This window comes from Streptomyces sp. NPDC006261 (assembly GCF_040613515.1).
GTDB lineage: Bacteria > Actinomycetota > Actinomycetes > Streptomycetales > Streptomycetaceae > Streptomyces.
This window is the reverse complement of the sequence record NZ_JBEXSI010000014.1, coordinates 31,247-56,495: the sequence shown is the minus strand read 5'-3', so window position 1 is coordinate 56,495 and position 25,249 is coordinate 31,247. Positions and strand designations below refer to the sequence as shown.

Sequence of the window (25,249 nt, the reverse complement as noted above, 5' to 3'; positions counted from 1 at the left end):
GCGCGGCTTTTCCGTATGCGTGCGGATGTTCCGTGCGAACCGCGCACGGGGCAGCACAGAGGAACGAGGCACAGATGACCGACCCGGTGACACTGGACGGCCAGGGTTCGATCGGCGATTTCGACGAGAAGCGGGCCGAGGCGGCTGTGCGTGAACTGCTCATCGCCGTCGGAGAGGACCCGGACCGCGAGGGCCTGAAGGAGACACCGGGGCGGGTGGCGCGGGCGTACAAGGAGATACTGGCGGGCCTCCGCCAGGAGCCGGAGGACGTCCTGACCACGACGTTCGACCTCGGGCACGACGAGATGGTCCTGGTGAAGGACATCGAGATCATGTCCCTGTGCGAACACCACCTCCTGCCCTTCCACGGTGTCGCCCACGTCGGCTACATCCCGGCCGAGACCGGCAAGATCACCGGCCTGTCGAAGCTGGCCCGGTTGGTGGACGTCTTCGCCCGCAGGCCCCAGGTGCAGGAGCGCCTCACCACGCAGGTGGCGGACTCGCTCATGCGCATCCTGGAGGCGCGAGGCGCGATCGTGGTGATCGAGGCGGAGCACATGTGCATGTCGGTGCGGGGCATCCGCAAGCCGGGCGCGAAGACGACCACATCGGCCGTGCGGGGGCAGCTGCGTGACGCCTCCACCCGTGCCGAGGCGATGAGCCTGATACTGGCCCGCTAGTCCGTCGGCCCGCCTTGTCCGGGGGTGCCCGATACGCTTCTCGGCCTGAGTTGGTGAGCAGGCCGAGGAGCGCCGTATGGGCCATGGGTTACACCGAGCTGTGGACGCTGGACGGCCTCCGTACGGCTCAGACCACCGAGGCCGTGCGCCGTCGCGCCGCGCCGGGCGAGCGGTCACCCTGTACAGCTACCGGCTCCGACCGCACCCCGCGTTCCTGGTCGACGGGCACATGGTGCGCGGGAGCCAGGGGGAGACGGGCCCGGTCCGCCCCGCTAGGCGGTCGCCGTACCCGTGCCGTCGGGGTTGTTCTCGCCGTCCTCGGGGAGGCGGCAGACGCGTTCCAGGAAGAAGGCGGCCGCGATGACCGCGATGCCCGCCACCACCGCCGCGCCCGCGTAGATGGCCTGGTCGCGGCGGGGCGGGACGTCGAGGAAGCCGAGCAGGAAGACGCCCGTGCCGCCGTACATCCCGGCGACCAGGGCGGTGACCAGGGCGCTCGCCTGGCCGAAGACGACCGCCCGGGCGGCCATCAGGGGCTCGACGCCCTTGGCGCCGGGGCGGCGCTCGCGCTGGGCGCGGAGGCGGGTGCGCAGGGAGAGCGCGGTGGCCAGGAGGATCACCGCGATCACGGCGAGCACGATCGAGGCGGCCAGCGGGACGCTCGGGAGTGTGCCGAGGGAGTCCCAGAGGCGGGCGCCGCCCCAGGAGAGGACGCCGGCGGCGGCGAAGAGGCCCGCCAGTACCCCGAGCCGTAGTTGCTTCACCGCGTGAGCCGCCCTTCGTCGCCTGTACCCAGCTGTTGCTTCAGCTCGTGCCCGTCGAGCCTAACGATTACTCCGGCAGACGCAGTTCCAGGTCGGCGCGGGGCAGGACGCCTTCGCGGCCGACCCCGGCGAGCAGCTCCGCGACCCGTCCGGCGCCGGGCAGCTGGGCCTCGGGGTCCACGTCGTGCCAGGGGGCGAGGACGAAGGCCCGCTCGTGGGCGCGGGGGTGGGGGAGGGTGAGCACCGGGTCGTCGGAGAGGACATCCGCGTACGCCACGATGTCGACGTCGATGGTGCGCGGGCCCCACCGCTCCTCGCGGACCCGGTCGAAGGCCTCCTCGACGGCCTGGCCGCGCTCCAGCAGGGAGGCCGGCGGCAGCGTCGTCTTCACGAGGATGACCGCGTTGAAGTACGACGGCTGGCTGTCCGCCGCGACGCCCCAGGGCTCCGTCTCGTACACCGGGGAGACGGCCTTGACCCGCAGACCCGGGGTGTCCTCCAGCGCGTCGACGGCGCCCTGGAGGGTCTCCAGCCGGTTGCCCAGGTTGGAGCCGAGGGCGATCACGGCCATCTTGGGGTTGGAGAGGGTGGTGTCGGCGGCGTCCACCTGCTTGACGACGGCGGCGGGCACCGGCTGTACGGTCGGGTCGCTCTGCCCCTCGGTGGAAAACGCAGTCATGCTCGGCTCCGAATGATGGTGATGGTCACGTCGTCGAAGGGAACGGTGATCGGCGCGTCCGGCTTGTGCACCACGACCTCGACCTCCTGGACGCCTTCGTGCTTCAGGCACTGCTGGGCGATGCGCTCGGCGAGCGTCTCGATCAGGTCGACCGGCTCGCCCGTCACCACCTCGACGACCTCCTCGGCCACGACGCCGTAGTGCACGGTGCGGGCCAGGTCGTCGGTGGCTGCCGCGGGGCGGGTGTCGAGGCCGAGCACCAGGTCGACGATGAAGGTCTGGCCCTCTTCCCGCTCCCGGGGGAAGACGCCGTGGTGCCCACGGGCCTTGAGGCCGCGCAGCGCGACACGATCCACGCGAATCACTCCTGCTGTCGTTGGTCCAAGAGGCACCCGGCCGCGTGCGGGCGGCGAGGTGCCTTCTTTCGAATCTACCTGCGAGCACCGACAGTGCTCGCCCGTGGGGGCTATGGACAGCGCCTCACAGGGCTGGTAGCCGCCCATACCCCGCAGTCGTGGATTCCAACCTCTGGCCACGCGTGAGGCTTGCTTCCCGTCCTCAGGGGGACGGTTCCCCGTCGTCGTCCTCGTCGGTGTCCGCCAGGACGGGCGAGCCGTGGTGCGACCAGAGCTTCCAGCCCTCGGGCGTGCGCCGGAACACATTCGTGGCGACGACCAGCTGGCCCACCAGCGGCCCCAGGGCGTTGCCCTCCTCGGCCGGGCCGCCGCTGAGGATGTTCTCGGTGCAGGTGACCAGGGCGGTGTCGCCGGTCATCGCGACGTTGACGTCCGTCAGGAAGAACTGGATGTACTCGGTGTTCGCCATGATCAGGGCGTAGCTGCGCAGCACGTCGCCCCGCCCCGTGAGCACCGGCCACCCCGGATGGACACAGGAGACGGTGAGGTCCTCGCCCGGCAGCCAGAGGCCGGAGAGCCCTTCGTGGTCGCCGCGTTCCAGGGCTTCGTAGAAGGCGGTGTTGGCCGTCTCGACCTCCGCGATGTCGGCGGCGGCCGACGCGTGGTCCTCGTTCACGCGGCTCCCTCGACGGCGCGGGCGACCCGTACGGCGTCGGCGGTGGCCCCCACCTCGTGGACGCGGACCGCCCAGGCCCCGGCCCGGGCGGCCAGGGCGGAGACCGCCGCGGTCGCCGCGTCACGTTCGCGGGCGGGCGGCAGGGTGGCGCCGGGGCCGGCCAGCACGTGGCCGAGGAAGCGTTTGCGGGAGGCGGCCACCAGCAGCGGGCGGCCCAGCGCGTGCAGCTCGTCCAGGTGCGCGACGAGGGCCAGGTCGTGGGGGGCCATCTTCGCGAAGCCGAGGCCGGGGTCGATCACGAGGCGTTCGGGGGCCACCCCGCCCGCCACCACCGCGTCCATCCGCTGCCGCAGCTCGTCCAGGACCTCGGCGACCACGTCCTCGTACACCGCCCGGCTGCTCATGGATGCGCTGAAGCCGCGCCAGTGCATCACCACGAACGGGACCCCGGCGGCGGCGACGGCCGGGATCATGTCCGGGTCCGCGAGGCCGCCACTCACGTCGTTGACCAGGACGGCCCCGGCGGCGACGGCCTTCTCGGCGACGCGGGCGCGCATGGTGTCCACGGAGACGGTGACGCCTTCGGAGGCCAGCCCCTTGACGACCGGGACGACCCGCCGCAGCTCCTCCGACTCGTCCACCCGGCTGGCGCCGGGGCGGGTCGACTCGCCGCCGACGTCGACCAGGTCGGCGCCCTCGGACACCAGGTCGAGGCCGTGCTTGACCGCGGCCGTGGTGTCGAACCAGCGGCCCCCGTCGGAGAAGGAGTCCGGCGTCACGTTGACGACCCCCATGACCGCACAGCGGTCCCACTCCGGCAGCCCTCGTACCGTGCCCCGCGTGCGTGTCGTACTCATACGACCAGCCTAGGCCCCGCGGGCCCGCCCCCTACGCCGCGCTCACCTCGCGCTCCGGGGCGCCGCGCAGCGTGTGGCCGCACGGGCGGGGGGAGCGGGAGCGGAACGGGCGGGGCAGGGAGAAGTTCACGAACCCCTCCGCCTGCATCGCCGCGATCCCGATGCGGGGCAGGTCGCGGCTGGTGCGGAAGACCACGAAGCGGGGCTCCCAGCGGGGCTTGAACTTGGCGTTGAACTTGTACAGCGACTCGATCTGGAACCAGCGGGAGAGGAAGATCAGCAGTCCCCGCCAGCAGCGCAGCACCGGTCCCGCGCCGAGTCGCTCGCCGCGGGCCAGGGCCGAGCGGAACATCGCGAAGTTCAGCGAGACCCGGGCGATGCCGAGCTTCCCGGCGGCCTGGAGCGACGCGACGATCAGCAGCTCGTTCATGCCGGGGTCGGCCGAGCGGTCGCGGCGCATCAGCTCCAGGGACATCCCGTCGCGCCCCCAGGGGACGAAGTGGAGGACGGCCTTCAAGTCGCCGTGCGGCCCGTCCCCGGAGCCGGGCAGGTGGGCGGTGGCGATCACGCAGTCGCCGTCGGCGGGGTCGCCGATCCGGCCGAGCGCCATGGAGAAGCCGCGCTCGGTGTCGGTGCCGCGCCAGTCGGCGGCGGCCCCGCGGATGCGCTCCAGCTCGGTGGCGCCGATGTCACGTGCTCGCCGGACCCGGGTCTCGTAGCCGTTGCGTTCGATGCGCCCCACCATCTGGCGTACGTTCCGCATGGCCCGCCCGGCGAGGGAGAAATCCGCGACGTCGACCACCGCCTCGTCGCCCAGCTCCAGGGCGGTGAGCCCGGTCTCGCGGGTCCAGACCTCGCCGCCGCGTTCGCTGCACCCCATCACGGCCGGTGTCCAGGAGTGCGCCTTCGCCTCGTCCATGAAGCGTTCGATGGCACCCGGCCAGGCCTCCACGTCGCCGATGGGGTCGCCGCCGGCCAGCATCACCCCGGAGACGACCCGGTAGCAGACGGCGGCCTTGCCGCTGGGGGAGAAGACGACGGCCTTGTCGCGGCGGAGCGCGAAGTGGCCGAGCGAGTCGCGCCCGCCGTGCGTCGCCAGCAGCGCCCGCAGCCGGCTCTCGTCGTCCTCGGTGAGGCGGGCGGCGGGGTGTTCGGGGCGGAAGGCGAGGTAGATCGTGGTGACGGCGGTCAGCAGGCCGAGTGCGCCGAGCGAGTAGGCGACGGTCCAGCTGGTCCGCCCGGCGTAGTCGACCGGGCCCTCGACGCCGAACAGGCCGTACAGCACGTGCTGGAGCCGGTCCGCGATGGACGGGTCGCCGACGACGCGGCCGGGGTGGACGGAGACGATGACCAGCCCGAGCGCCAGCGAAGAGGCCCCGAGCAGGATGAAGTTGGCCAGTGCCCGCCAGCGGCTGCGCGGGTCGGGCAGCGCGCGGAACTGGTCCCGGTGGCGGACGAGCAGACAGCAGAGCGTCAGGGAGACCAGGACGCCGACGACGGAGTGCCGGTACGCGAACTGCGCCACGGCCCCCGCCGGAAGCAGCACCACCGCCGCCCGCCAGGCCCGCCGCTTGTGCCGTTTCAGCCCGTGCGCTAGCAGGAGCAGCAGCACGCCGGCGCTCAGCGAGAGCGCGGCGGCGAACGGGCCGAGCGCCCCGGGGAGCACCTCGGCGAGGCTGTGCATCCGGCTGTGCCGGAAGCGGGGGAAGACTCCGGCCGCGATGTCGATCAGCCCGACGACGGTGCAGGCGGCTCCGACGACGACCGGTACGGCTTCGGGGCGGGGGCCGCGGAGCAGCCGCCGCACACGTTGCGGAACCGACACCGTTTTATCCCCATCTACCGTGACAGACATCGCTTCCGTGGCTCCAGGTGAGATCGCAGATTCCTTGGGTCCGTCGGTCGTGGCCGTTCCGGACGATGTGCTCCCTCTAGGACGGGGGTCAGGTGGCGAGGGTTCATCCACATTCCGGGAATTTCCGCTCGGAAGCGCGGAGAACACGCAGAGAACAAGCAGAGAAAGCGCGGAGAAAGCTCACTCATGGGTCTCACCAGCAAGGTAGTTCTGGCGGTCGTGGCGGCCGGGGCCGTGGCACTGTTCGCCGCCACGGTCTGGCTCTGGCCACGCCTGGCCCGGCGGAGCGCCGCCGCCGTGACGGGCCGGGTCGGGCTGCTGCTGGCGACCCAGCTGACCTTGTTCGCCTCGGTGGGCCTGGCGGCGAACAACGCGTTCCTCTTCTACGGCTCCTGGGCCGACCTCTTCGGTCAGGAGCAGGAGCTGGGCGTGGTCAGCGACCACACGGACAAGGGGCCCGGCCCACGGAACGTCACGCGGATCGGCACCCAGCGACCGGACGTGCCGGGCGGCGGAGTGCCGACGGCGGGCGGGCGGGTCGACAAGGTGGTGGTCTCCGGGCGGCTCTCGGGGATCGAGTCCCCGGCGTACGTCTATCTGCCGCCGGAGTACTTCCGGAGCGCCTACGCCGAGCGGACGTTCCCGGCGGTGGTGGTGCTGACCGGCTACCCGGGCACGGCGGAGAACCTTCTCAAGGGCCTGCGCTATCCCCAGACGGCGCACGAGCGTGTGAAGGCGGGCAAGGCGCAGCCGATGATCCTGGTGATGCTGCGGCCGACGGTGGCGCCGCCCCGGGACACCGAGTGCGTGGACGTACCGAAGGGGCCGCAGACGGAGACGTTCTTCGCGAAGGACCTCCCGGAGGCGATCACGCAGTCGTACCGGGTCGGGAAGCAGGCCCGTAACTGGGGCATCATCGGCAACTCGACCGGCGGCTACTGCGCGCTGAAGATCGGGCTGCACCACCCGGACCGGTACGCGGCGAGCGCCGGGCTCTCCGCGTACTACAAGGCCGCCGAGGACCCGACGACCGGGGACCTGTTCCACGGGAGGCAGGAGCTGCGCGACCGTGCGGACCTGATGTGGACGCTGGAGAACCGGCCGCCGTCCGGCGGTTCGTTCCTGGTGACGACGTCACGGCAGGGCGAGGGGAACCTGAGGAGCACGATGAAGTTCATCGACAAGGTGAAGGCGCCCGCCCGGGTGTCCTCGATCGTGCTGGACAGCGGCGGGCACAACTTCACGACCTGGCGGCGGGAGATCCCGCCGGCGCTGGAGTGGCTGAGCGGGCGCCTCAGCGCGCAGTGAGGGGGCGCCTTCGGGGGCGGGGGCTCACGCCGTAGCGACGGTCTCCACCGCGACCTCCGCGCGCGGCAGCGCCTGGGCGTCGGCGTCGATCGAGCGGCGCAGCGCCTCGTGCAGCCGGGCTGGGGTCAGCACGCCGAGGAAGCGGCCCTCGCTCTTCTCGTCGATGACCGCGATCCAGCCCGCGTCGTGCTGGAGCATGGTGGCGAACGCCTGCTTGAGCGGGGCGCCGAGCGGGAGCCAGGCCTCCATCCGGCGGGCGTGCTCGCGGACGGTGCCCTTCGCGGCGGTGGTCGCCTCGGCCGGGATCCAGCCGTGCAGGTTGTCCCGGCCGTCCAGGACGACGGCCCAGCGCGCGCCCTCGGACCGGAGGCGTTCGGTGGCCTCGGCCAGGGAGTCGTCGAGGTGGACGACCGGGGGCTGGTCGAGGTCGCTCTCCTCGACGGGGGTCACCGAGAGCCGCTTGAGCCCCCGGTCGGCGCCGACGAAGTCGGCCACGTACGGGGTCGCGGGGGCGCCGAGGACGGTGGCGGGGGAATCGAACTGCTCGATGCGGCCGTGTCCGTAGACGGCGATCCGGTCGCCGAGGCGGACGGCCTCCTCGATGTCGTGGGTGACGAAGAGGACGGTTTTACGGACCTGGGCCTGGAGTTTCAGGAATTCGTTCTGGAGCCGTTCGCGGACGACCGGGTCGACCGCGCCGAAAGGCTCGTCCATCAGCAGGACGGGCGGGTCGGCGGCCAGGGCGCGGGCCACACCGACGCGTTGGCGCTGTCCGCCGGAGAGCTGCTCCGGATAGCGGTCGCCGTAGACGGAAGGCTCGAGTCCGACGAGGTCGAGCAGTTCGGCGGCGCGTTCGCGCCCCTTTCCGCGCTTCCAGCCCAGGAGATGAGGGACGGTCGCGGTGTTCTCCAGCACCGTCTTGTGCGGGAAGAGGCCCACCTGCTGGATCACATAGCCGATGCGGCGGCGGAGTTCGACGGGGTCGACGGCGGATATGTCCTCCCCGTCGAGGAATATCGTGCCCTCGGTCGGTTCGATCAGCCGGTTCACCATCTTCATGGTGGTCGTCTTGCCGCAGCCGGAAGGTCCGACGAGCGTGACCAGTTCACCCTCGGCGACCTCGAACGAAAGGTCGTCGACGGCGGTGGTGCCGTCCGCGTACCGCTTGGTGACGTGCTCGAAACGGATCATGATTCCCCATTGTGGAGGGCGTTCTGTGAAGGGCGTGCTGCCGGAATGCGACAGCGTCCGTGATTGTCAGTGGTCGAGGATAGGCTCGCCAGACATCCGTTCGACACGGGCGCGGCAAGGGAAACGGGGGGTGGGGGCCGGATGGCCGGAGCGAACTGCCTGGTGACGAACGACTGGATCTGCGGCGAGTATCTGCGCTCCCGCAGCCAGGAGCTGACGGACGCCACCGTGCAGCACATCGGGATCACGGTGATCTCGGTGCTCATCGGGCTCGCGGTCGCTTTCCCGCTGGCGCTGCTCGCCCGCCGGGGCCGTGGCTTCGCCGGTCCGGTGCTCGGGCTGACGACGATTCTCTACACCGTGCCCTCGCTGGCGATGTTCTCGCTGCTGCTGCCCTTGTTCGGGCTCTCCGCCGCACTCGTCGTCACGGGCCTGGTGCTCTATTCGCTCACCATCCTCGTGCGGAACATCCTGGCCGGCCTCGAAGCGGTGCCCCAGGAGGCCAAGGAGGCCGCCCGGGGCATGGGGTACGGGCCGGGGCGGCTGCTGTGGGAGGTGGAGCTCCCGCTCGCGCTGCCCGCGCTGATGGCGGGGCTGCGGATAGCCACCGTGTCGACGGTCGCGCTGACCACGGTCGGCTCGCTCGTCGGCAAGGGCGGCCTCGGCAATCTCATCGAGGACGCGCTGCCGAGCTTCTTCAAGGCCCAGGTGCTCGCCGCCTCCGTCCTGTGCGTGCTGCTCGCGGTCACCGCCGACCTGCTGCTCCTCGGCCTCCAGCGGCTGTTGACGCCGTGGACGCGTATACCGGCGGCGGCGGGGGATACGCGTACGGGTGCGGGCGGCGGAGAGGGTTCCGGTGGCCCGGGCCGTGAGGCGGACGGTTCCGGCGGCTCCGGCGGTCCGGCGGGCATACCCGCCCCGGCGAAGGTGGAGGCGGGCTGACCCGTGGGAGTCATCGGCGAAGCCTGGACCTGGCTGACCACCGGGGCCAACTGGTCGGGCGACGGCGGAGCCGCGCACCGGCTCGGCGAGCACCTGTACGTGAGCGGGGTCGCCCTCGCGGTGGCCTGCGCCATCGCCCTGCCGCTCGCCCTGTGGCTGGGCCACATCGGCAGGGGCGGCGCGCTCGCGGTCAACATCTCCAACGTGGGGCGGGCGATTCCGGTCTTCGCGGTGCTGGCCCTGTTCATGGTCACGCCCCTGCGCAACTCCGGCTACTGGCCCACGATCATCGCGCTGGTGCTGTTCGCCGTACCGCCGCTGCTGACCAACGCCTATGTCGGCATGCGGGAGGTGGACCGGTCCGTGGTGGAGGCCGCCCGGGGTATGGGGATGTCCGGCGGGCAGCTCTTCGTCCGGGTCGAGCTGCCGCTCGCCTACCCGATGATCATGACCGGGCTGCGCTCCGCCGCCGTCCAGGTCGTGGCCACCGCCTCGATCGCCGCCATGGTCGGTCTCGGCGGCCTCGGCCGGATCATCACCGCCGGGTTCAACACCTACGACACCGCACAGGTCTTCGCGGGCGCCATCCTGGTCGCCGCCCTGGCGCTGCTGGTGGAGGGGGTGCTGGTGGCGCTGGACCGGGTGTTGTCACCGCTGCGCCGCCGCCGCACCGCGTGAGGTACCCGGCGGCCCCCTCACCTTCCTTTTTCGGTCACCTTTTCAGCTCGGACGGAGAACAGACATGAGCAGGACCTCACGGATAGCCGGAGCGGTCATCGGCATCGTGGCGCTGACAGGGTCGCTCGCGGCCTGCGGCGGCGACAGCCTGGAGAAGGAGAAGGGGGGCGGCTCCGGCTCCTCGGGCGGCGACAGCAAGAAGGGCTCGCTCGTCGTCGGCTCGGCCGCCTTCACCGAGTCCAAGGTGCTCGCCGAGCTGTACGCGCAGATCCTGGGCGACGCCGGGTACAGCACCTCGATCACCACGGTGAAGAACCGTGAGCTGTACGAGCCCTCGCTGGAGAAGGGTGAGATCGACGTCGTACCCGAATACGCCGCCACGATCACCGAATTCCTCAACGCCAAGGTGAACGGGGCGGAGAAGGCCCAGAACGCCCCCCTCGCCTCCGGAGACGTCACCGCCACGGTCGCCGCCCTGGAGAAGCTCGCGGGACCGCTGGGCCTCAAGGTGCTTCCGGCCGGGAAGGCCGTCGACCAGAACGCCTTCGCGGTCTCCAAGGAATTCGCCGGGAAGAACGACCTCAAGACCCTTTCCGATCTCGGAAAGTCGAAGCTCAAGGTCAAGATCGCGGCGGGTGACGAGTGCGAGGTGCGGCCGTTCTGCGCACCGGGCCTGAAGAAGACGTACGGCATCGACGTCACGGGGATCGACCCCAAGGGTGTCGGCACTCCGCAGTCCAAGCAGGCCGTCCGCGACGGCAAGGTCGAGCTGGTCCTGACGACGACCACGGACGCGGTGCTGGACGGCCTGGTGTTCCTGGAGGACGACAAGAAGCTCCAGAACGCCGACAACGTCCTGCCGGTCCTCAATGCCAAGGACGCGGGCGCCCCGGAGATCGCCGCCGCGCTCGGAAAGCTCACCGACACCCTCACCACGGAAGATCTCGCCGAGCTGAACCGCAAGGTCGACGCCGAGCGGGCGAAGCCCACCGACGTGGCCAAGGAGTATCTGGAGTCCAAGGGCCTCCTCAAGAAGTAGGCCTGATCAGGAATCAGCGCCTGATCGAGGACTGTTCTTGATCAAAAAGCAGGAGTTCGGGGGGCCGTCAGGTAACCGGCGGGGAAAGATTGCCGGGCGGCCCCCCAAGTGACGCGTACACACGGTAAATTTCAGGCCATGCCACGTGGACGCCACCGCCATTCGCCACCCCTTCACAGAATCCTGCCGCCCTCCGTGGTGGCGGGAGTGTCGGTCGTCGGTGCTGCCGGCGCCTGGCTCCTCGCCGAACCCCTGGCCCTGCGCGGCCTGGTCGCCGCCGTGGCCGCGGCGGCCCTGACCGGCGCGTATCTGATGCGCAGCTGGGACCGGGCCGCGGGGTTGCAGGTCGCCGAGCTGACGCGGGCACGCCTCCGTGACGAGTGGCGGGCCGAGGAGCGGATAGCCGAGCTGGAGCAGGATCTGGAGGAGTCGCGCGAGCTGCGCACCCGCCTGGAGACCAAGCTCCGCCGCAAGCGTGTGGAGCTCGCCGGGCTGCGCGGCGAGCACGCGGGCCTGCTGCGCCGGTACGCCAACGCCGAGACCGAGCGGGCCAGTGCGCTGGAGGGCCGTCGGCAGCTCGCCATCGAGGCGGCCGCCCCGTCCCCCGAGCTGCCCGCCGGACGGTCGACGCCGACCCCGGACGCCTACCGCCGCGCGGACGAGGCCCTGCGGAGCCTCGCCCGCAACGCCGCACTCCAGGAAGCCCGCCGCACCGCTGCCGCGGAGCGGAGTGCGGAGCAGGGCGCGGACGGGGAAGGCCCGCAGGGGAAGGACGCGGCGGCCACCGGGGCGGGCGAGCACGATCAGCACCGCCGCGCGTCGACCATCCCGCCCGCCCCGGCCGCGAAGTCCCCGGCCGCGAAGTCCCCGGACGCCCCGGCCCCGGACGCCCCCGCGGCCGGTCCCGAGGCCACCGGCGTACCGGCCCTGAAGCCCACGGCCCCCGCCGCCCCGGCCCCGGCCACGCAGCCCTTCCAGGCCAAGCCCCAGGCCCTCGGCGCCCGGCCCCGGCCCCAGGCTCTCGCCGCCCGGCCCCCGGCCTCCGCCGCGCCCGTGCACGCACCGCGTACGGTCCCGGCCGCCTCGGCCGTCGTGCCGTACGCCGCGGCCCGCCGCCACCTGGCCCCCCAGGGCGGCTTCGACTTCTTCGGAACCCAGAACGCCCAGCAGGCGAACGCCGCGATCGAGTCCGTGCAGAACGAGGACCTCGCGGACGTCGTCGGCGAGGAGGCGCTCGCCGCCCACCGCACGGGAGCGGTGCAGAACCGGGCCGTGGGCAAGGTCATCGACCTCACCGCGCACGACGAGACCGAGCAGATCGACGTGGCGGAACTGCGCGGCGCGGTCTCCTGAGCCGGGAGAGGCCCGGGGCGAGCCGGTGGAGGCGCCGGGTCCGCTACTTGTCGATGTCCCCGACGACGAAGAAGAGCGACCCCAGGATCGCCACCATGTCGGAGACCAGCGTCCCCGGCAGCAGCTCGGTGAGCGCCTGGATGTTGTTGAAGGAGGCGGAGCGCAGCTTCAGCCGGTACGGGGTCTTCTCACCCTTGGAGACCAGGTAGTAGCCGTTGAGGCCGAGCGGGTTCTCCGTCCAGGCGTACGTGTGTCCCTCGGGCGCCTTCAGCACCTTGGGCAGCCGCTGGTTGACCGGCCCGGGCTCCAGGCCGGCCATCCGGTCCAGGCACGCGTCGGCCAGGTCCAGGGAGTTGAGGCTCTGCTCCAGCAGGCACTCGAAGCGGGCCAGGCAGTCTCCCTCGGTCCGGGTGACGACCTCCAGGGTGTCCTGCAGCTCCCCGTACGCGAGGTACGGCTCGTCACGCCGCAGATCGAAGTCGACGCCCGAGGCGCGCGCGATCGGCCCCGACACCCCGTACGCGTGCACCGCCGCGGCCGAGAGCACGCCCACATCGCGCGTACGGGCCCGGAAGATCTCGTTGCCGAGGACCAGGTTCTCGTACACGTCCATGCGGGACCGGACCGAGGCGACGGCATCCCGGACCCGGCCCGACCAGCCCGCCGGGACGTCTTCCTTGAGCCCGCCCACCCGGTTGAACATGTAGTGCATCCGGCCGCCGGAGACCTCCTCCATCACCGCCTGGAGCTCCTCGCGTTCCCGGAAGGCGTGGAAGACCGGGGTGATGCCGCCCAGTTCGAGCGGGTAGGAGCCGAGGAACATCAGATGGTTGAGGATCCGGTTCAGCTCGGCGAGCAGCGTCCGCGTCCAGACCGCGCGCTCGGGGACCTCCATGCCGAGCATGCGCTCGACGGCCATCACGACGCCCAGCTCGTTCGAGAAGGCGGAGAGCCAGTCGTGGCGGTTGGCGAGCATGATGATCTGCCGGTAGTCGCGCGCCTCGAACAGTTTCTCCGCGCCCCGGTGCATATAGCCGATGACCGGTTCGGCGTGTTGGACGCGTTCACCGTCCAGGACGATCCGCAACCGGAGCACCCCGTGGGTGGAGGGATGCTGCGGGCCGATGTTCAGCACCATGTCGGTGCTCTCCGCCGCGCCGCCGATGCCGATGGTCGTCTGGGTCATGTGGGCCAGTATTCCCTGACCCGCCCCGCTGCACCGGGCTTACCCGCGCTCCGGCGGTTACCCGTGCTCCGGCGACGGGCCCACCCGGTGCAGCAGCCACCCGAAGTCGCCGAGCCCACCGCGCGCGGTCAGCTCCGCCGCCTCGCCCGCCGCCGCCAGCGCGGTGACGTACGCGGCCGGATCGGTGGCGGCCAGGCTCAGCGGCGGCCGCTCCCCGGAAACCCCCAGCCGCCCGAGCGCCGTCCGCTGATCGGTGAGCTCCGCGGCCCCCCGGCCCCCCGCCTCCGCACACGCGTCCAGCGCCACATGCGCGGTCAGGTCGCAGGACCCGTCCGGCACCGGGAGCACCTCCCGCCCGCCCCGGAACCCGGTCAGCGTCCCGAAGGGCGGCCGGGCACCCCGTACGTGCGCGTAGTCCACCGCCACCGCGAGCCCGGCGTCCAGCGAACCCACCGCCCGCGCCCAGGCGAGATCCCGGGGCAGCCCGATCTCGGCCCGCTCCCCCGGCGCGGACAGTGGCCACCAGTGCTCCAGCCACGCGGCGTCCGCCCCGGTCACCGGCGGCCCGAGGCGCTCGCCGCCGTCCGGGACCCGCACCTGTACGTACCGGGCGACGCCGTCCCCGTCCACCTCCGCCACATCCACCGGCACGTTGTCCAGCCACTCGTTGGCGAACAGCAGCCCGCTGACGCCCCGGGGCGGCTCGGCGCACCAGACGATCCGGGGATCCAGTCCCGGCGGGCGGGCGGCGACCTCCACACCGTACGGGACCACCTCCAGCCCCTCCGGGATCGCGGCGAGCACCCCGGTCAGCAGCTCACCGCGCCCCGCCCCGACATCCACCAGGGCGACCGCGCCGACGCCCAGCTCCCCCGCGGTCCGGGCCAGCAGCCCGGCCACGGCCCGCGCGAACAGGGGCGACGCGTGGACCGACGTACGGAAGTGGCCCGCCGGCCCCGCCGGGCTCCGGACCGGACTCCGGTAGAAGCCCCCGTCCCCGTACAAAGCGGTCTCAGCCGCCTCCCGCCATCCCTGCCACTCCTCCGTCATGTGGGCCAGTCTCCACCTTGGGGAGTACGGTCCCAGGATCTGGATCGACCCTCCGGTTGACCCGGGCACCTATCCGCTGTCCTTACGCTGGGCTACGTGCAGCGCCTCTACGATTTTCTCCGCAGACACCCGACGGGCGTCGACGTCTTCTGGGCGGTCGTCCTCCTCGGGCTCTCCGGCATGTCGATGGCGTCGGGCATGTACGACGCCGGGCGGGAGGAGCTCCTCGCGATTCCGGTTGCGCTCGGCCTCTCCACGGTCGTGGCGCTGCGCCGACGCGTCCCCGAGAAGATGCTGCTGCTCGCCATCGCGGTGGGTGTGCTCCAGCTGGTCGGCGACGTCCGGCCGGGCATCGCCGACTTCGCGATGCTGGTGATCACCTTCACGGTGGCCACGATCGGGGAGCGCTGGGCCTCCCGCCTCGCCCTGATCTGCAGCCTGAGCGCGGCCGGTCTCTCGCAGCTGCGCTGGGACCCCGAGCCGGGCGCCTCCTGGCCCCAGCTGATCTTCGTGACGGTCATCATGACGGTGCCGTTCGTGCTGGCCTGGGTGATGGGCGACTCGCTGCGGACCCGGCGGGCCTACTTCAGCCAGCTGGAGGAGCGCGCCGCCCGGCTGGAGCGGGAGCGCGAGGCCCAGTCCAAGGTCGCGGTCGCCGCCGAGCGGGCCCGGATCGCCCGGGAACTGCACGACGTCGTCGCGCACAACGTGTCCGTGATGGTGGTTCAGGCCGACGGCGCCGCGTACGTGATGGACGCGGCGCCCGACCAGGCCCGCCAGGCGCTGGAGACGATCTCCTCCACCGGCCGGCAGGCGCTGGCCGAGATGCGGCGGCTGCTTGGCGTGCTGAGGACCGGCGACACCCCGGAGAGCGGGGAGTACGTCCCGCAGCCCGACGTGGAGCAGATCGAGGACCTGGTCGAGCAGGTCCGCCGGACCGGTCTGGCGGTGGACTTCAAGGTGGAGGGCACCGCCCGCCCGCTGCCGAGCGGCGTGGAGCTGACCGCGTACCGCATCGTGCAGGAGGCCCTCACCAACACCCGCAAGCACGGCGGCCCCGACGCCGGGGCCAGTGTCCGGCTGGTCTACTTCGACGACGGCCTCGGGCTGCTGGTCGAGGACGACGGCCGGGGCGCGGCGCACGAGCTGTACGAGGACGGCGGCGCGGACGGCGCCGGGCACGGGATGATCGGGATGCGGGAGCGGGTCGGCATGGTCGGCGGCACCCTGGACGCCGGGCCACGGCCCGGCGGCGGCTTCCGGATCAGCGCGCTGCTGCCGCTCAAACCGGCCGACTGAAACCCCCGTCCACAGAGCAAGCCCTCACCACCATCCATACAGGACAGGACAGACCCCATGGCCATCCGCGTGATGCTCGTCGACGACCAGGTGCTGCTGCGTACGGGCTTCCGGATGGTCCTGGCCGCCCAGCCGGACATGGAGGTGGTGGCGGAGGCCGGGGACGGCGCCGAGGCGATCGACATCCTGCGCGCCACGGCGGTCGACGTGGTCCTGATGGACGTCCGTATGCCCCGCCTTGACGGCGTGGAGGCGACCCGCCGCATCTGCGCCCAGCCGGATCCGCCGAAGGTGCTGATCCTGACCACGTTCGACCTGGACGAGTACGCCTTCTCCGGGCTGAAGGCGGGAGCCAGCGGCTTCATGCTCAAGGACGTGCCGCCGGCCGAACTGCTCTCCGCGATCCGCTCGGTGCACAGCGGCGACGCCGTCGTCGCCCCGTCGACCACCCGCCGCCTGCTCGACCGCTTCTCCCCGATGCTGCCCAGCAGCGAGAAGGAGCCGAAGAACAAGCACATCCAGAAGCTCACCGAACGCGAACGCGAGGTGATGCTCCTGGTCGCCCAGGGCCTCTCGAACGGCGAGATCGCCGCCCGGCTCGTCCTCTCCGAGGCGACGGTGAAGACCCACGTCGGCCGCATCCTCACCAAGCTGAGCCTGCGCGACCGGGTCCAGGTCGTCGTCCTCGCCTACGAGACGGGGCTGGTGCGCGCGGGCGGGGGAGCGGGCTGAGCGGGGCGGCGCCTACCGCAGCACACCCTCCAGGAAGTCGCTGCCGATGCGGGCGACGACCGTCAGGTCCAGCTGGTGCAGTACGTAGCGTCCGCGCCGCCGCGTCGTGATCAGGCCCGCCTTCTTGAGCACCGACAGATGCCGGGAGACCTCGGGTGCGGTGATCCGGTGGGAGTCGGCCAGTTCGCCGGTGGTGTACGCCGAGCGGGCCAGGTTGCGGCACAGGCGCATCCGCATCGGATGGGCCAGGGCCTCCATCCGGAGCTGGAGCAGCTCCACGGACGCGGGGGCCGGCAGGTCGGGGAGGCGGACCGGGTACTGGATCACCGGCCGCCAGCCCGGGGCGTACAGCACCATCAGGTGCGGCCAGCCGAAGCTGCTGGGCATCAGGGTGAGGCCGGTGCCGATGTCCGGGTCGACAGCGGTGGTCCGGGCCTCGGCCAGCTTGTCGACGGAGAGCCGGCCCGCCTCCTCGTCCAGGGTCAGTGCGGCGGAGACCGCGCCCATCGCCTCCTTGACGCCCTTGCGCCGCAGCACCTCCGTCTTGTGCCGTGCGTCGGCGACCAGCTGGACGGAGACCCGGCGCCATGTGTCCGCGAAGAATGCCTGGTCGCAGTCCTCGAAGAGCCGTCGGATCCAGCCCCGTACACGGACGGGGTCGGCCAGGAGCCGCTCGGTGAACTTCACCTGTCGCGGGCCGCGCGCCGCCGCCATGTCCAGGGCGCGGGCCCGCATCGCGGCGTCCGTGAGCGGTGAGGCGGAGTTCGCCGCGTACAGGTTGGCGCAGGTGAACTCCAGCGCCGAGGAGACGAACCGTTCGTCGTCCAGCCGGTCGAGGATGTCCAGGTCCTCGGCGAGGGTCGCCCCGGGCCTGCCGTCGCCGCCGCGGACTCCGGCGAACGGCATGAAGATGTCGGAGAAGGTGTTCCGCCAGAGGAACTCCGCCTCCAGCAGCCGGTCGGCGAGATCGGGCTCCAGCGCCGCCGAGGTCGCGGTGGCCCAGCCGTGCACGCCGGGGTGGTGGCCGGGCTCGGAGAGCGCGTGCAGCGCGTCCCCCAGCTCGGTGAGCGGGGAGACCGCGAAAACGATGCGGTCGGATGGCAGGCCGTCGATGTCTATGTTCACGCTCACGCGTCCCATGGTGCGGGGTACGGGTACGGGGCGTCGCCCCATTTGACGGCGGCCGTCAATCAACGCGCGGACCTGCGGTGACGGGCGGACGCTGGATACATGGACGCCATCCAGCAGCACATGCTCGACACCTACCGCGCGGCCCGCCTGGGCGAACCGCCGCCACCCCCGCCGGGCCGGCACGACCGCAGAACCCTGCGCGACCTCTACCACCACTGGCTGACGCACCCGCCGACGCCGCCGGACCAGCTCGTCCGGCGGTTGCGGACGGAACCCTGACGCCGGCGGGCCGGCCCCCGACAGCGCCCTACTCCAGGAGCCCCACGAACCCGGCCACCGCCTCCCGGACATCCTCCGCCGACCACTCGAGCCCGGCCCCCGCCACCGTCACCTCGGTGACCGACACCCCCGGCGGCAACCCGGCCACCCCCGCCGCCCCGGGCCCCCACCGCCGGAACAACGTCACGCCCGTCTCCTCCGCCTGCCGCAGCGACGCCTCGTCCAGCGCCTCGGCCCCGTACGGCAGCCAGACCTGGAACTGGTGCGTGTGCGGCGGCTCCGGATGCACCCGGAACCACGGCACCCCGGCCGCCGCGAACCCCTCCGCCATCGCCGACGCCACCACCTTCGCGTGCGCCACGTACGACGGCAGCCGAGGCAACTCCCGGTCCAGCCCGATCAGGGCGGAGAGCGCCGCCGGGTACTGCTGGAAGAGCTGGCCCCCGTACCGGTGGCGCCACACCCGCGCCTCCTCCACCAGCACCGAAGGCCCCGCCAGCACCGCCCCCGACAGCCCGTCCAGCGACTTGTAGAAGGACACGTACACGCTGTCCGCGAGCGCCGCGATCTCCTGAAGGCCCCGCCCGAAGTGCGGACCGCACTCCCAGAGCCGCGCCCCGTCCAGGTGGACCACCGCGTCCCGTTCCCGGGCCGCCGCCACGACGGCCTCCAGCTCGTCCCACGTGGGCAGCACGAACCCGGCGTCCCGCAGGGGCAGCTCCAGCATCAGCGTCCCGAACGGCTCGGGGTGGTCCCGTACCTCGTCCGCGCTCGGCATCCGGGGCGCCGATGTGAGGTGCACCGTACGCAGCCCGCTCACCGCCCCCAGCGACCCCTCCTCGTGCAGCTCCGGGTGGGCCAGCGGGTGCAGCGCCACCGTCGCGTTGCCCGTACGCCCCGCCCAGCACCGCAGCGCGACCTGCTGGGCCATGGTCCCGGTCGGGAAGAACGCCGCCTCCTCCGTCCCCAGCAGCCCGGCCACCCGCCGCTCCAGATCCGCGACGACCCCGCCCCCGTACACATCCACCGCGTCGTCCGGATCATGTACGAAACCGGAACCGGCCCCAGAACCGGAACCGGCCCCAGAACCGGAACCGGCCCCAGAACCGGAACCGGCCCCAGAACCGGAACCGGCCCCAGAACCGGAACCGGTTCCGGAACCGGCCCCGGAACCGGCCCCGATCCCGGCCACCAGCGCCGCGAGCCCCTCGCCCACCGTGCCGTCCGTGGACCGGCGCGCCAGCACCCGGTGGGATCCCCGCCAGGCGGCCAGTCGGCGCCGCCGCTGCTCCTGCTCATCCATGGCTGTCATGGGACGATCATCCCCCGGACCACTGCCGGCACGCCCCCACGATTCCCACCCGCCCCGCGGAGTTATCCACAGGCTGTGGGCGGCGGGCGGGCTTCGCCGAAACGCTGGCGTAGCATGCAGAGAAATCGTCCGGTACCCCCCGCGGACTGGAACGGAAGGCCATCGCCGCGTGAATACGACAGTTCCGAAGGAACCCCTCGACGCGAGGGACCGCCCCGCCCGCCTCACCGTCGGCGTCGTGGGAGCGGGCCGCGTCGGCCCCGCACTCGCCGCCGCGCTCCAGCTAGCCGGCCACCGCCCGGTGGCCGTCTCGGGCGTCTCCGACGCCTCCCGGCGCCGCGCGGCCACCCTGCTCCCCGACGTCCCCGTGGTGACGCCCGCCGAGGTGCTCGCCCGCGCAGAGCTGGTGCTGCTGACCGTCCCCGACGACGCGCTGCCCGGCCTGGTCGAGGGACTCGCCGAGACCGGTGCCGTACGGCCGGGACAGCTGCTCGTCCACACCTCCGGGAGGTACGGGGCCCGGGTCCTGGACCCCGCGCTGCGGGCCGGGGCCCTGCCGCTCGCGCTGCACCCCGCCATGACGTTCACCGGCTCATCCGTCGACGTCCAGCGGCTCGCGGGCTGCTCGTTCGGGGTCACCGCCCCCGAGGAGCTGCGGCTGGCCGCCGAGGCGTTGGTCATCGAGATGGGCGGCGAGCCGGAGTGGATCGCCGAGGAGTCCCGCCCGCTCTACCACGCGGCCCTCGCCCTCGGCGCGAACCACCTGGTCACGCTGGTCGCCGAGTCGATGGAGCTGCTGGCCAAGGCCGGGGTCACCGCCCCGGACCGGATGCTCGGCCCGCTCCTCGGCGCCGCCCTGGACAACGCCCTGCGCGCCGGCGACGCCGCGCTGACCGGACCGGTGGCCCGGGGCGACGCGGGCACGGTCGCCGCCCACGTGGGCGAGTTGCGCGCGCACGCCCCCCAGATGGTCGGGGGCTACCTCGCGATGGCCCGTGCCACCGCTGACCGGGCGCTGGCCCACGGCCTCCTCAAGCCGGAGCTGGCGGAGGACCTGCTCGTCGCCCTGGCCGACCAGGAAAGCCGCCCGGGCGGCACCGGACCGGGGGAGACCCGATGACGACCAGCAGCCGTACGGGAAACGCGGGCACCAGCGACCCCCAGGGCACAGGCCCTCGAGGAGCCGCCCCCGCCCTCCTCCGCACAGCCGCCGAGCTCGACGCGCTCCCCCGCCCCGCCGGGGCCGAACGGGCCGTCGTCATGACGATGGGCGCCCTCCACGAGGGCCACGCGACCCTGATCCGCACCGCCCGCGCGGCCGCAGGACCGGACGGCCAGGTCGTGGTCACCGTCTTCGTGAACCCGCTCCAGTTCGGCGAGGCCGCCGACCTCGACCGCTACCCGCGCACCCTGGACGCCGACCTGGCGACCGCCGCCGCGGCCGGTGCCGACGCGGTCTTCGCCCCCGGCGTGGACGAGGTCTACCCCGGCGGCGAACCCCAGGTCCGGATCACCGCGGGCCCCATGGGCGAGCGCCTGGAAGGAGCCTCCCGCCCCGGCCACTTCGACGGCATGCTCACCGTCGTCGCCAAGCTCCTCCACCTCACCCGCCCCGACGAGGCGTTCTACGGGCAGAAGGACGCCCAGCAGCTCGCCCTGATCACCCGCATGGTCCGCGACCTGAACTTCCCCGTCCGGATCACCGGCGTCCCCACCGTCCGCGACCCCGACGGCCTCGCACTCTCCAGCCGCAACCGGTTCCTGTCCCCGCAGGAGCGGCACACCGCCCTGGCCCTGCCCCGCGCCCTGTTCGCGGCCCAGGACCGGCTCGCCGCGCAGCAGGCCCTGCACGAGCGCGCCAGGGCCACCGCCCCCGGCAGCGACCGGGCCGCCGGGCTCAACCGGCTCGGCGAGGCCCGGGCCGCCGCCGACGCCCAGGCCGTGGCGCTGGCCCGGCCGAACGGGGCGCCCGCCGCCGTACGGGCCACCGCGCGCGCGATCCTGGAGGAGGCGGCCACCCGGGGCAGGCACCCGCTCGTCCTGGACTACCTGGCCCTGGTCGACCCGGCGGACTTCACCGAGATCCCCGACGACCGCGAGAGCGGGGAGGCGATCCTCGCCGTCGCCGCCCGGGTCGGGGACACCCGCCTCATCGACAACATCCCCCTCATCTTCGGAGCCCTGACGTGACCGGAATACGGCTGACCGCCCCCGCCCCCGGCTGGGCCATCGACGCGGACGTCGTGGTGGTGGGCTCCGGGGTCGCCGGGCTCACCACGGCCCTGCGCTGCGCGGCCGCCGGCCTGGACACCGTGGTCGTCACCAAGGCCCGGCTCGACGACGGCTCGACCCGCTGGGCCCAGGGCGGCATCGCCGCGGCCCTCGGCGAGGGCGACACCCCCGAGCAGCACCTGGACGACACCCTGGTCGCGGGCGCGGGCCTCTGCGACGAGGAGGCCGTACGGACCCTGGTCACCGAGGGCCCCGACGCCGTACGCCGCCTGATCACCACCGGCGCCACGTTCGACACCACCGACAGCGGCGCCATAGCGCTCACCCGCGAGGGCGGCCACCACCGCCGCCGCATCGCCCACGCGGGCGGTGACGCGACGGGCGCGGAGATCTCCCGGGCCCTGGTCGAGGCGGTCCGCTCGGCCGCCCTGCACACCATCGAGAACGCGCTCGTCCTGGACCTGCTCACCGACGCCGGAGGCCGTACGGCTGGGGTCTCGCTGCACGTCATGGGCGAGGGCCAGCACGACGGCGTCGGCGCGGTCCGGGCCCCCTCGGTCGTCCTCGCCACCGGCGGCATGGGCCAGGTCTTCTCCGCCACCACCAACCCCTCGGTCTCCACCGGGGACGGCGTGGCGCTGGCGCTGCGGGCCGGGGCGGAGGTCTCCGACCTGGAGTTCGTCCAGTTCCACCCCACCGTCCTCTTCCTCGGCGCCGACTCCGAGGGCCAGCAGCCACTGGTCTCCGAGGCGGTACGGGGCGAGGGCGCCCACCTCGTCGACGCCACCGGCACCCGCTTCATGCTCGGGCAGCACGAGCTGGCCGAGCTGGCCCCCCGCGACATCGTCGCCAAGGCCATCACCCGGCAGATGCACGAGCACGGCACCGAACACATGTATCTGGACGCCCGGCACTTCGGCGCGCAGATGTGGGAGCAGCGCTTCCCCACCATCCTGGCCGCCTGCCGTGCCCACGGCATCGACCCGGTCACCGAGCCGATCCCGGTCGCCCCGGCCGCGCACTACGCCTCCGGCGGCATCCGCACCGACCTGCGCGGCCGGACGACCGTCCCCGGCCTGTACGCCTGCGGCGAGGTCGCCTGTACCGGGGTGCACGGCGCGAACAGGCTGGCGTCGAACTCCCTCCTGGAGGGCCTGGTCTTCGCCGAGCGCATCGCCGCCGACATCGCGGAGACCCGCCCGCCCCGCACGGAGCCGGCGGAGGGCGTTCCGGACGACACCGACGCCCCCGTCCCGCTGCTCGCCCCCGAGACCCGCGCGTCGATCCAGCGCATCATGACCCGGGGCGCCGGAGTCCTCCGCTCCGCCGGGTCCCTGGCCGCCGCCGCCGAGGAGCTGGAGGCCCTGCACCGCGGCGCCGCCGCCGACGTGGACGCCGCCGACCCGAAGGACGCGGTCCCCGGGGTCGACGCCTGGGAGGTCACCAACCTGCTGCTGGTCTCCCGGGTCCTGGTCGCCGCCGCCCGGGAGCGCGAGGAGACCCGCGGCTGCCACTGGCGCGAGGACCGGCCCGACCGCGACGACGCGCACTGGTGCGCCCACCTGGTCGTGCGCATCGCCGCGGACCGCACCCCGGTCGTCCACCGTACGGAGACCGCCGCATTCCCGCCCGTACGCGTGGCGGATTGACCAGACTGCTGAGAGCAGCGGCGCGAGCCGCACCCGCACCACCCGCCACGCCCCGAGGAGCCGCAACCGTGTCCACGCCCGAAGAGAATCCGCGCCCCACACCTGTGGACGTACCGCTGATCCGGGTCGGCGCGCCCGCACCTTCCGCGCCCTCCGGGGGCTGCGGCGACGACTGCGGCTGTGGCGGTGACGAGGGATTCGACCCCGAAGCCCTGGAGTGCGGCCTGGACCCCGCGCTCGCCCTGCTCCTGGCGGAGGCGGGTCTCGACCCCGTCCAGGTCGAGGACGTCGCCCATGTGGCGATCGAGGAGGACCTCGACGGCGGGGTGGACGTCACGACCGTGGCGACCGTCCCCGAGGACGCCGTGATCACCGGTGACTTCACCGCCCGCGAGGCGGGGGTCGTGGCAGGTCTCCGGGTCGCCGAGGCGGTCCTGTCGATCGTCTGCACCGAGGAGTTCGAGGTCGAGCGGCACGTCGAGGACGGCGAGCGCGTCGCCCCCGGCCAGAAGCTGCTCACCGTCACCACCCGCACCCGCGACCTGCTGACCGGCGAGCGCAGCGCGCTCAACCTGCTCTGCCGCCTCTCCGGCATCGCGACCGCCACCCGCGCCTGGACGGACGTGCTGGAGGGCTCCAAGGCCCAGGTACGCGACACCCGCAAGACGACGGCGGGCCTGCGCGCGCTGGAGAAGTACGCCGTGCGCTGCGGCGGCGGCGTCAACCACCGGATGTCGCTCTCCGACGCGGCCCTGGTCAAGGACAACCACGTCATCGCGGCGGGCGGGGTCGCGGAGGCGTTTCTGCGCGTCCGCGCCGAGTTCCCCGACCTGCCCATCGAGGTCGAGGTCGACACGCTGGAGCAGGTCCGCGAGGTGCTGGACGCGGGCGTCGACCTGATCCTGCTGGACAACTTCACCCCGGCGGAGACGGCCGAGGCGGTGGCCCTGGTCGACGGCCGCGCGATCCTCGAATCCTCCGGCCGCCTCACCCTCGACTCGGCCCGCGCCTACGCGGACGCGGGCGTGGACTACCTGGCCGTCGGGGCGCTCACCCACTCCTCGCCGATCCTCGACATCGGCCTGGACTTCCGCGACGCGTCCGCCACCAGCGACGGGGCCGACGCCTGATGCTGCTCACCATCGACGTCGGCAACACGCACACGGTCCTCGGCCTCTTCGACGGCGAGGAGATCGTCGAGCACTGGCGGATCTCCACCGACGCCCGCCGCACCGCCGACGAGCTGGCGGTCCTGCTGCAGGGCCTGATGGGTATGCACCCGCTGCTCGGCATGGAGCTGGGCGACGGCATCGAGGGCATCGCGATCTGCGCGACCGTGCCCTCCGTCCTGCACGAGCTGCGCGAGGTCACCCGCCGCTATTACGGTGACGTCCCCGCCGTCCTGGTGGAGCCCGGGGTCAAGACCGGCGTCCCGGTCCTGATGGACAACCCCAAGGAGGTCGGCGCCGACCGCATCATCAACGCGGTCGCCGCCGTCGAGCTGTACGGGGGCCCGGCGATCGTCGTCGACTTCGGCACCGCCACCACCTTCGACGCGGTCTCCGCACGCGGGGAGTACACGGGCGGGGTCATCGCCCCCGGCATCGAGATCTCCGTCGAGGCGCTCGGCGTCAAGGGCGCCCAGCTCCGCAAGATCGAGCTGGCCCGGCCGCGCAGCGTGATCGGGAAGAACACCGTCGAGGCCATGCAGTCCGGCATCATCTACGGCTTCGCGGGCCAGGTCGACGGCGTGGTGGCCCGGATGAAGAAGGAGCTGACCGCCGACCCGGACGAGGTCACGGTCATCGCGACCGGCGGCCTTGCTCCGATGGTGTTGGGGGAGTCCTCCGTGATCGACGAGCACGAGCCGTGGCTGACGCTCATCGGGCTGCGTCTGGTCTACGAGCGGAACGTGTCCCGGTAGGAGACGATCCGGCACGATCCGGCCGCACGGGCGCGGCGTACCAGCGGGAACGGCTGTCGGCGGAGTGCCGGAGGGGC

At 72.7% G+C, this 25,249-nt stretch carries 25 protein-coding genes; 14 read left to right on the top strand and 11 right to left on the bottom strand.

Annotation, left to right across the window (positions count from 1 at the left end; translation table 11 throughout):
- The first annotated feature begins 74 nt into the window (after positions 1-74).
- Positions 75-680 carry a GTP cyclohydrolase I FolE gene (gene folE, locus ABZ154_RS11620; RefSeq protein WP_356831364.1) on the top strand — a complete coding sequence of 202 codons (606 nt, stop codon included), beginning with the start codon at positions 75-77 and terminating at the stop codon, positions 678-680.
- A gap of 272 nt (positions 681-952) precedes the next feature.
- Here the strand turns inward: folE and ABZ154_RS11615 are convergent, their stop codons facing one another.
- From ABZ154_RS11615 to ABZ154_RS11590, 6 genes are all read right to left on the bottom strand, one after another.
- Positions 953-1,444, bottom strand: a complete 492-nt coding sequence (locus ABZ154_RS11615) for a DUF3180 domain-containing protein (protein ID WP_356831362.1) — start codon at positions 1,442-1,444, stop codon at positions 953-955.
- Between the two features lie 67 nt (positions 1,445-1,511).
- A complete protein-coding gene (folK, locus tag ABZ154_RS11610; RefSeq protein WP_356831360.1) occupies positions 1,512-2,123 on the bottom strand; it encodes a 2-amino-4-hydroxy-6-hydroxymethyldihydropteridine diphosphokinase in 612 nt (203 codons plus the stop codon).
- Positions 2,120-2,479, bottom strand: a complete 360-nt coding sequence (folB, locus tag ABZ154_RS11605) for a dihydroneopterin aldolase (protein ID WP_073874397.1) — start codon at positions 2,477-2,479, stop codon at positions 2,120-2,122. Before folB ends, folK begins: the two co-directional genes overlap by 4 nt.
- A gap of 202 nt (positions 2,480-2,681) precedes the next feature.
- Positions 2,682-3,155 carry a nuclear transport factor 2 family protein gene (locus tag ABZ154_RS11600; protein WP_356831358.1) on the bottom strand — a complete coding sequence of 158 codons (474 nt, stop codon included), beginning with the start codon at positions 3,153-3,155 and terminating at the stop codon, positions 2,682-2,684.
- Positions 3,152-3,949: a dihydropteroate synthase gene (folP, locus tag ABZ154_RS11595; protein WP_356831524.1), complete on the bottom strand. Its 798-nt coding sequence runs from the start codon at positions 3,947-3,949 to the stop codon at positions 3,152-3,154. Before folP ends, ABZ154_RS11600 begins: the two co-directional genes overlap by 4 nt.
- A gap of 94 nt (positions 3,950-4,043) precedes the next feature.
- Positions 4,044-5,867 carry a phosphatidylglycerol lysyltransferase domain-containing protein gene (locus tag ABZ154_RS11590; RefSeq protein WP_356831356.1) on the bottom strand — a complete coding sequence of 608 codons (1,824 nt, stop codon included), beginning with the start codon at positions 5,865-5,867 and terminating at the stop codon, positions 4,044-4,046.
- Between the two features lie 186 nt (positions 5,868-6,053).
- Here ABZ154_RS11590 and ABZ154_RS11585 point away from each other — a divergent pair, with 186 nt between their 5' ends.
- The gene (locus tag ABZ154_RS11585) at positions 6,054-7,175 is read left to right on the top strand and encodes an alpha/beta hydrolase-fold protein (RefSeq protein ID WP_356831354.1); all 1,122 of its coding nucleotides are present in this window, start codon (positions 6,054-6,056) and stop codon (positions 7,173-7,175) included.
- A 24-nt stretch (positions 7,176-7,199) separates the two neighbouring features.
- Here the strand turns inward: ABZ154_RS11585 and ABZ154_RS11580 are convergent, their stop codons facing one another.
- Positions 7,200-8,366: a betaine/proline/choline family ABC transporter ATP-binding protein gene (locus tag ABZ154_RS11580; RefSeq protein ID WP_356831352.1), complete on the bottom strand. Its 1,167-nt coding sequence runs from the start codon at positions 8,364-8,366 to the stop codon at positions 7,200-7,202.
- A 141-nt stretch (positions 8,367-8,507) separates the two neighbouring features.
- Between ABZ154_RS11580 and ABZ154_RS11575 the strand changes: the two genes are divergently transcribed.
- The 4 genes from ABZ154_RS11575 to ABZ154_RS11560 all read left to right on the top strand — a co-directional run bounded on the left by ABZ154_RS11575 (position 8,508) and on the right by ABZ154_RS11560 (position 12,378).
- Positions 8,508-9,308, top strand: coding sequence for an ABC transporter permease (locus tag ABZ154_RS11575; protein WP_356831351.1), 801 nt, complete (start codon positions 8,508-8,510; stop codon positions 9,306-9,308).
- 3 nt (positions 9,309-9,311) lie between these two features.
- Positions 9,312-9,986, top strand: a complete 675-nt coding sequence (locus ABZ154_RS11570) for an ABC transporter permease (protein ID WP_356831350.1) — start codon at positions 9,312-9,314, stop codon at positions 9,984-9,986.
- 64 nt (positions 9,987-10,050) lie between these two features.
- On the top strand, positions 10,051-11,025 hold the full coding sequence (locus ABZ154_RS11565) for an ABC transporter substrate-binding protein (protein WP_356831348.1): 975 nt from the start codon (positions 10,051-10,053) through the stop codon (positions 11,023-11,025).
- A 207-nt stretch (positions 11,026-11,232) separates the two neighbouring features.
- The gene (locus ABZ154_RS11560) at positions 11,233-12,378 is read left to right on the top strand and encodes a hypothetical protein (RefSeq protein WP_356831522.1); all 1,146 of its coding nucleotides are present in this window, start codon (positions 11,233-11,235) and stop codon (positions 12,376-12,378) included.
- A 43-nt stretch (positions 12,379-12,421) separates the two neighbouring features.
- Here ABZ154_RS11560 and ABZ154_RS11555 read toward each other — a convergent pair whose 3' ends face one another.
- A complete protein-coding gene (locus tag ABZ154_RS11555) occupies positions 12,422-13,564 on the bottom strand; it encodes an NADH-quinone oxidoreductase subunit D (RefSeq protein ID WP_356831346.1) in 1,143 nt (380 codons plus the stop codon).
- Between the two features lie 57 nt (positions 13,565-13,621).
- Complete coding sequence (locus ABZ154_RS11550) at positions 13,622-14,614, bottom strand: SAM-dependent methyltransferase (RefSeq protein WP_356831344.1); 993 nt, start codon at positions 14,612-14,614, stop codon at positions 13,622-13,624.
- Positions 14,615-14,710: 96 nt separating this feature from the next.
- On the opposite strand from ABZ154_RS11550, the gene ABZ154_RS11545 reads away from it, so the two are divergent.
- The gene (locus ABZ154_RS11545; protein ID WP_356831342.1) at positions 14,711-15,913 is read left to right on the top strand and encodes a sensor histidine kinase; all 1,203 of its coding nucleotides are present in this window, start codon (positions 14,711-14,713) and stop codon (positions 15,911-15,913) included.
- Between the two features lie 57 nt (positions 15,914-15,970).
- On the top strand, positions 15,971-16,645 hold the full coding sequence (locus ABZ154_RS11540) for a response regulator transcription factor (RefSeq protein ID WP_356831340.1): 675 nt from the start codon (positions 15,971-15,973) through the stop codon (positions 16,643-16,645).
- A gap of 12 nt (positions 16,646-16,657) precedes the next feature.
- Here ABZ154_RS11540 and ABZ154_RS11535 read toward each other — a convergent pair whose 3' ends face one another.
- Positions 16,658-17,770 carry a DUF5937 family protein gene (locus tag ABZ154_RS11535; protein ID WP_356831520.1) on the bottom strand — a complete coding sequence of 371 codons (1,113 nt, stop codon included), beginning with the start codon at positions 17,768-17,770 and terminating at the stop codon, positions 16,658-16,660.
- A 105-nt stretch (positions 17,771-17,875) separates the two neighbouring features.
- On the opposite strand from ABZ154_RS11535, the gene ABZ154_RS11530 reads away from it, so the two are divergent.
- Positions 17,876-18,055 carry a hypothetical protein gene (locus ABZ154_RS11530; RefSeq protein ID WP_356831338.1) on the top strand — a complete coding sequence of 60 codons (180 nt, stop codon included), beginning with the start codon at positions 17,876-17,878 and terminating at the stop codon, positions 18,053-18,055.
- Between the two features lie 28 nt (positions 18,056-18,083).
- On the opposite strand, the gene ABZ154_RS11525 is transcribed toward ABZ154_RS11530, so the two are convergent.
- Positions 18,084-19,367, bottom strand: coding sequence for a beta-eliminating lyase-related protein (locus ABZ154_RS11525; RefSeq protein WP_356831336.1), 1,284 nt, complete (start codon positions 19,365-19,367; stop codon positions 18,084-18,086).
- A gap of 169 nt (positions 19,368-19,536) precedes the next feature.
- Between ABZ154_RS11525 and ABZ154_RS11520 the strand changes: the two genes are divergently transcribed.
- From ABZ154_RS11520 to ABZ154_RS11500, 5 genes are all read left to right on the top strand, one after another.
- The gene (locus ABZ154_RS11520; RefSeq protein ID WP_356831334.1) at positions 19,537-20,487 is read left to right on the top strand and encodes a DUF2520 domain-containing protein; all 951 of its coding nucleotides are present in this window, start codon (positions 19,537-19,539) and stop codon (positions 20,485-20,487) included.
- Positions 20,484-21,557: a pantoate--beta-alanine ligase gene (gene panC, locus ABZ154_RS11515; protein WP_356831332.1), complete on the top strand. Its 1,074-nt coding sequence runs from the start codon at positions 20,484-20,486 to the stop codon at positions 21,555-21,557. The genes ABZ154_RS11520 and panC overlap by 4 nt, the downstream gene beginning before the upstream one ends.
- Positions 21,554-23,248, top strand: a complete 1,695-nt coding sequence (locus ABZ154_RS11510; RefSeq protein ID WP_356831330.1) for an L-aspartate oxidase — start codon at positions 21,554-21,556, stop codon at positions 23,246-23,248. Before panC ends, ABZ154_RS11510 begins: the two co-directional genes overlap by 4 nt.
- Positions 23,249-23,316: 68 nt before the next feature.
- Positions 23,317-24,378 carry a carboxylating nicotinate-nucleotide diphosphorylase gene (nadC, locus tag ABZ154_RS11505; protein ID WP_356831328.1) on the top strand — a complete coding sequence of 354 codons (1,062 nt, stop codon included), beginning with the start codon at positions 23,317-23,319 and terminating at the stop codon, positions 24,376-24,378.
- Positions 24,378-25,172 (top strand): type III pantothenate kinase, encoded by a 795-nt coding sequence (locus ABZ154_RS11500; RefSeq protein ID WP_356831326.1) that lies wholly within the window; start codon positions 24,378-24,380, stop codon positions 25,170-25,172. Before nadC ends, ABZ154_RS11500 begins: the two co-directional genes overlap by 1 nt.
- The last annotated feature ends 77 nt before the right edge of the window (positions 25,173-25,249 follow it).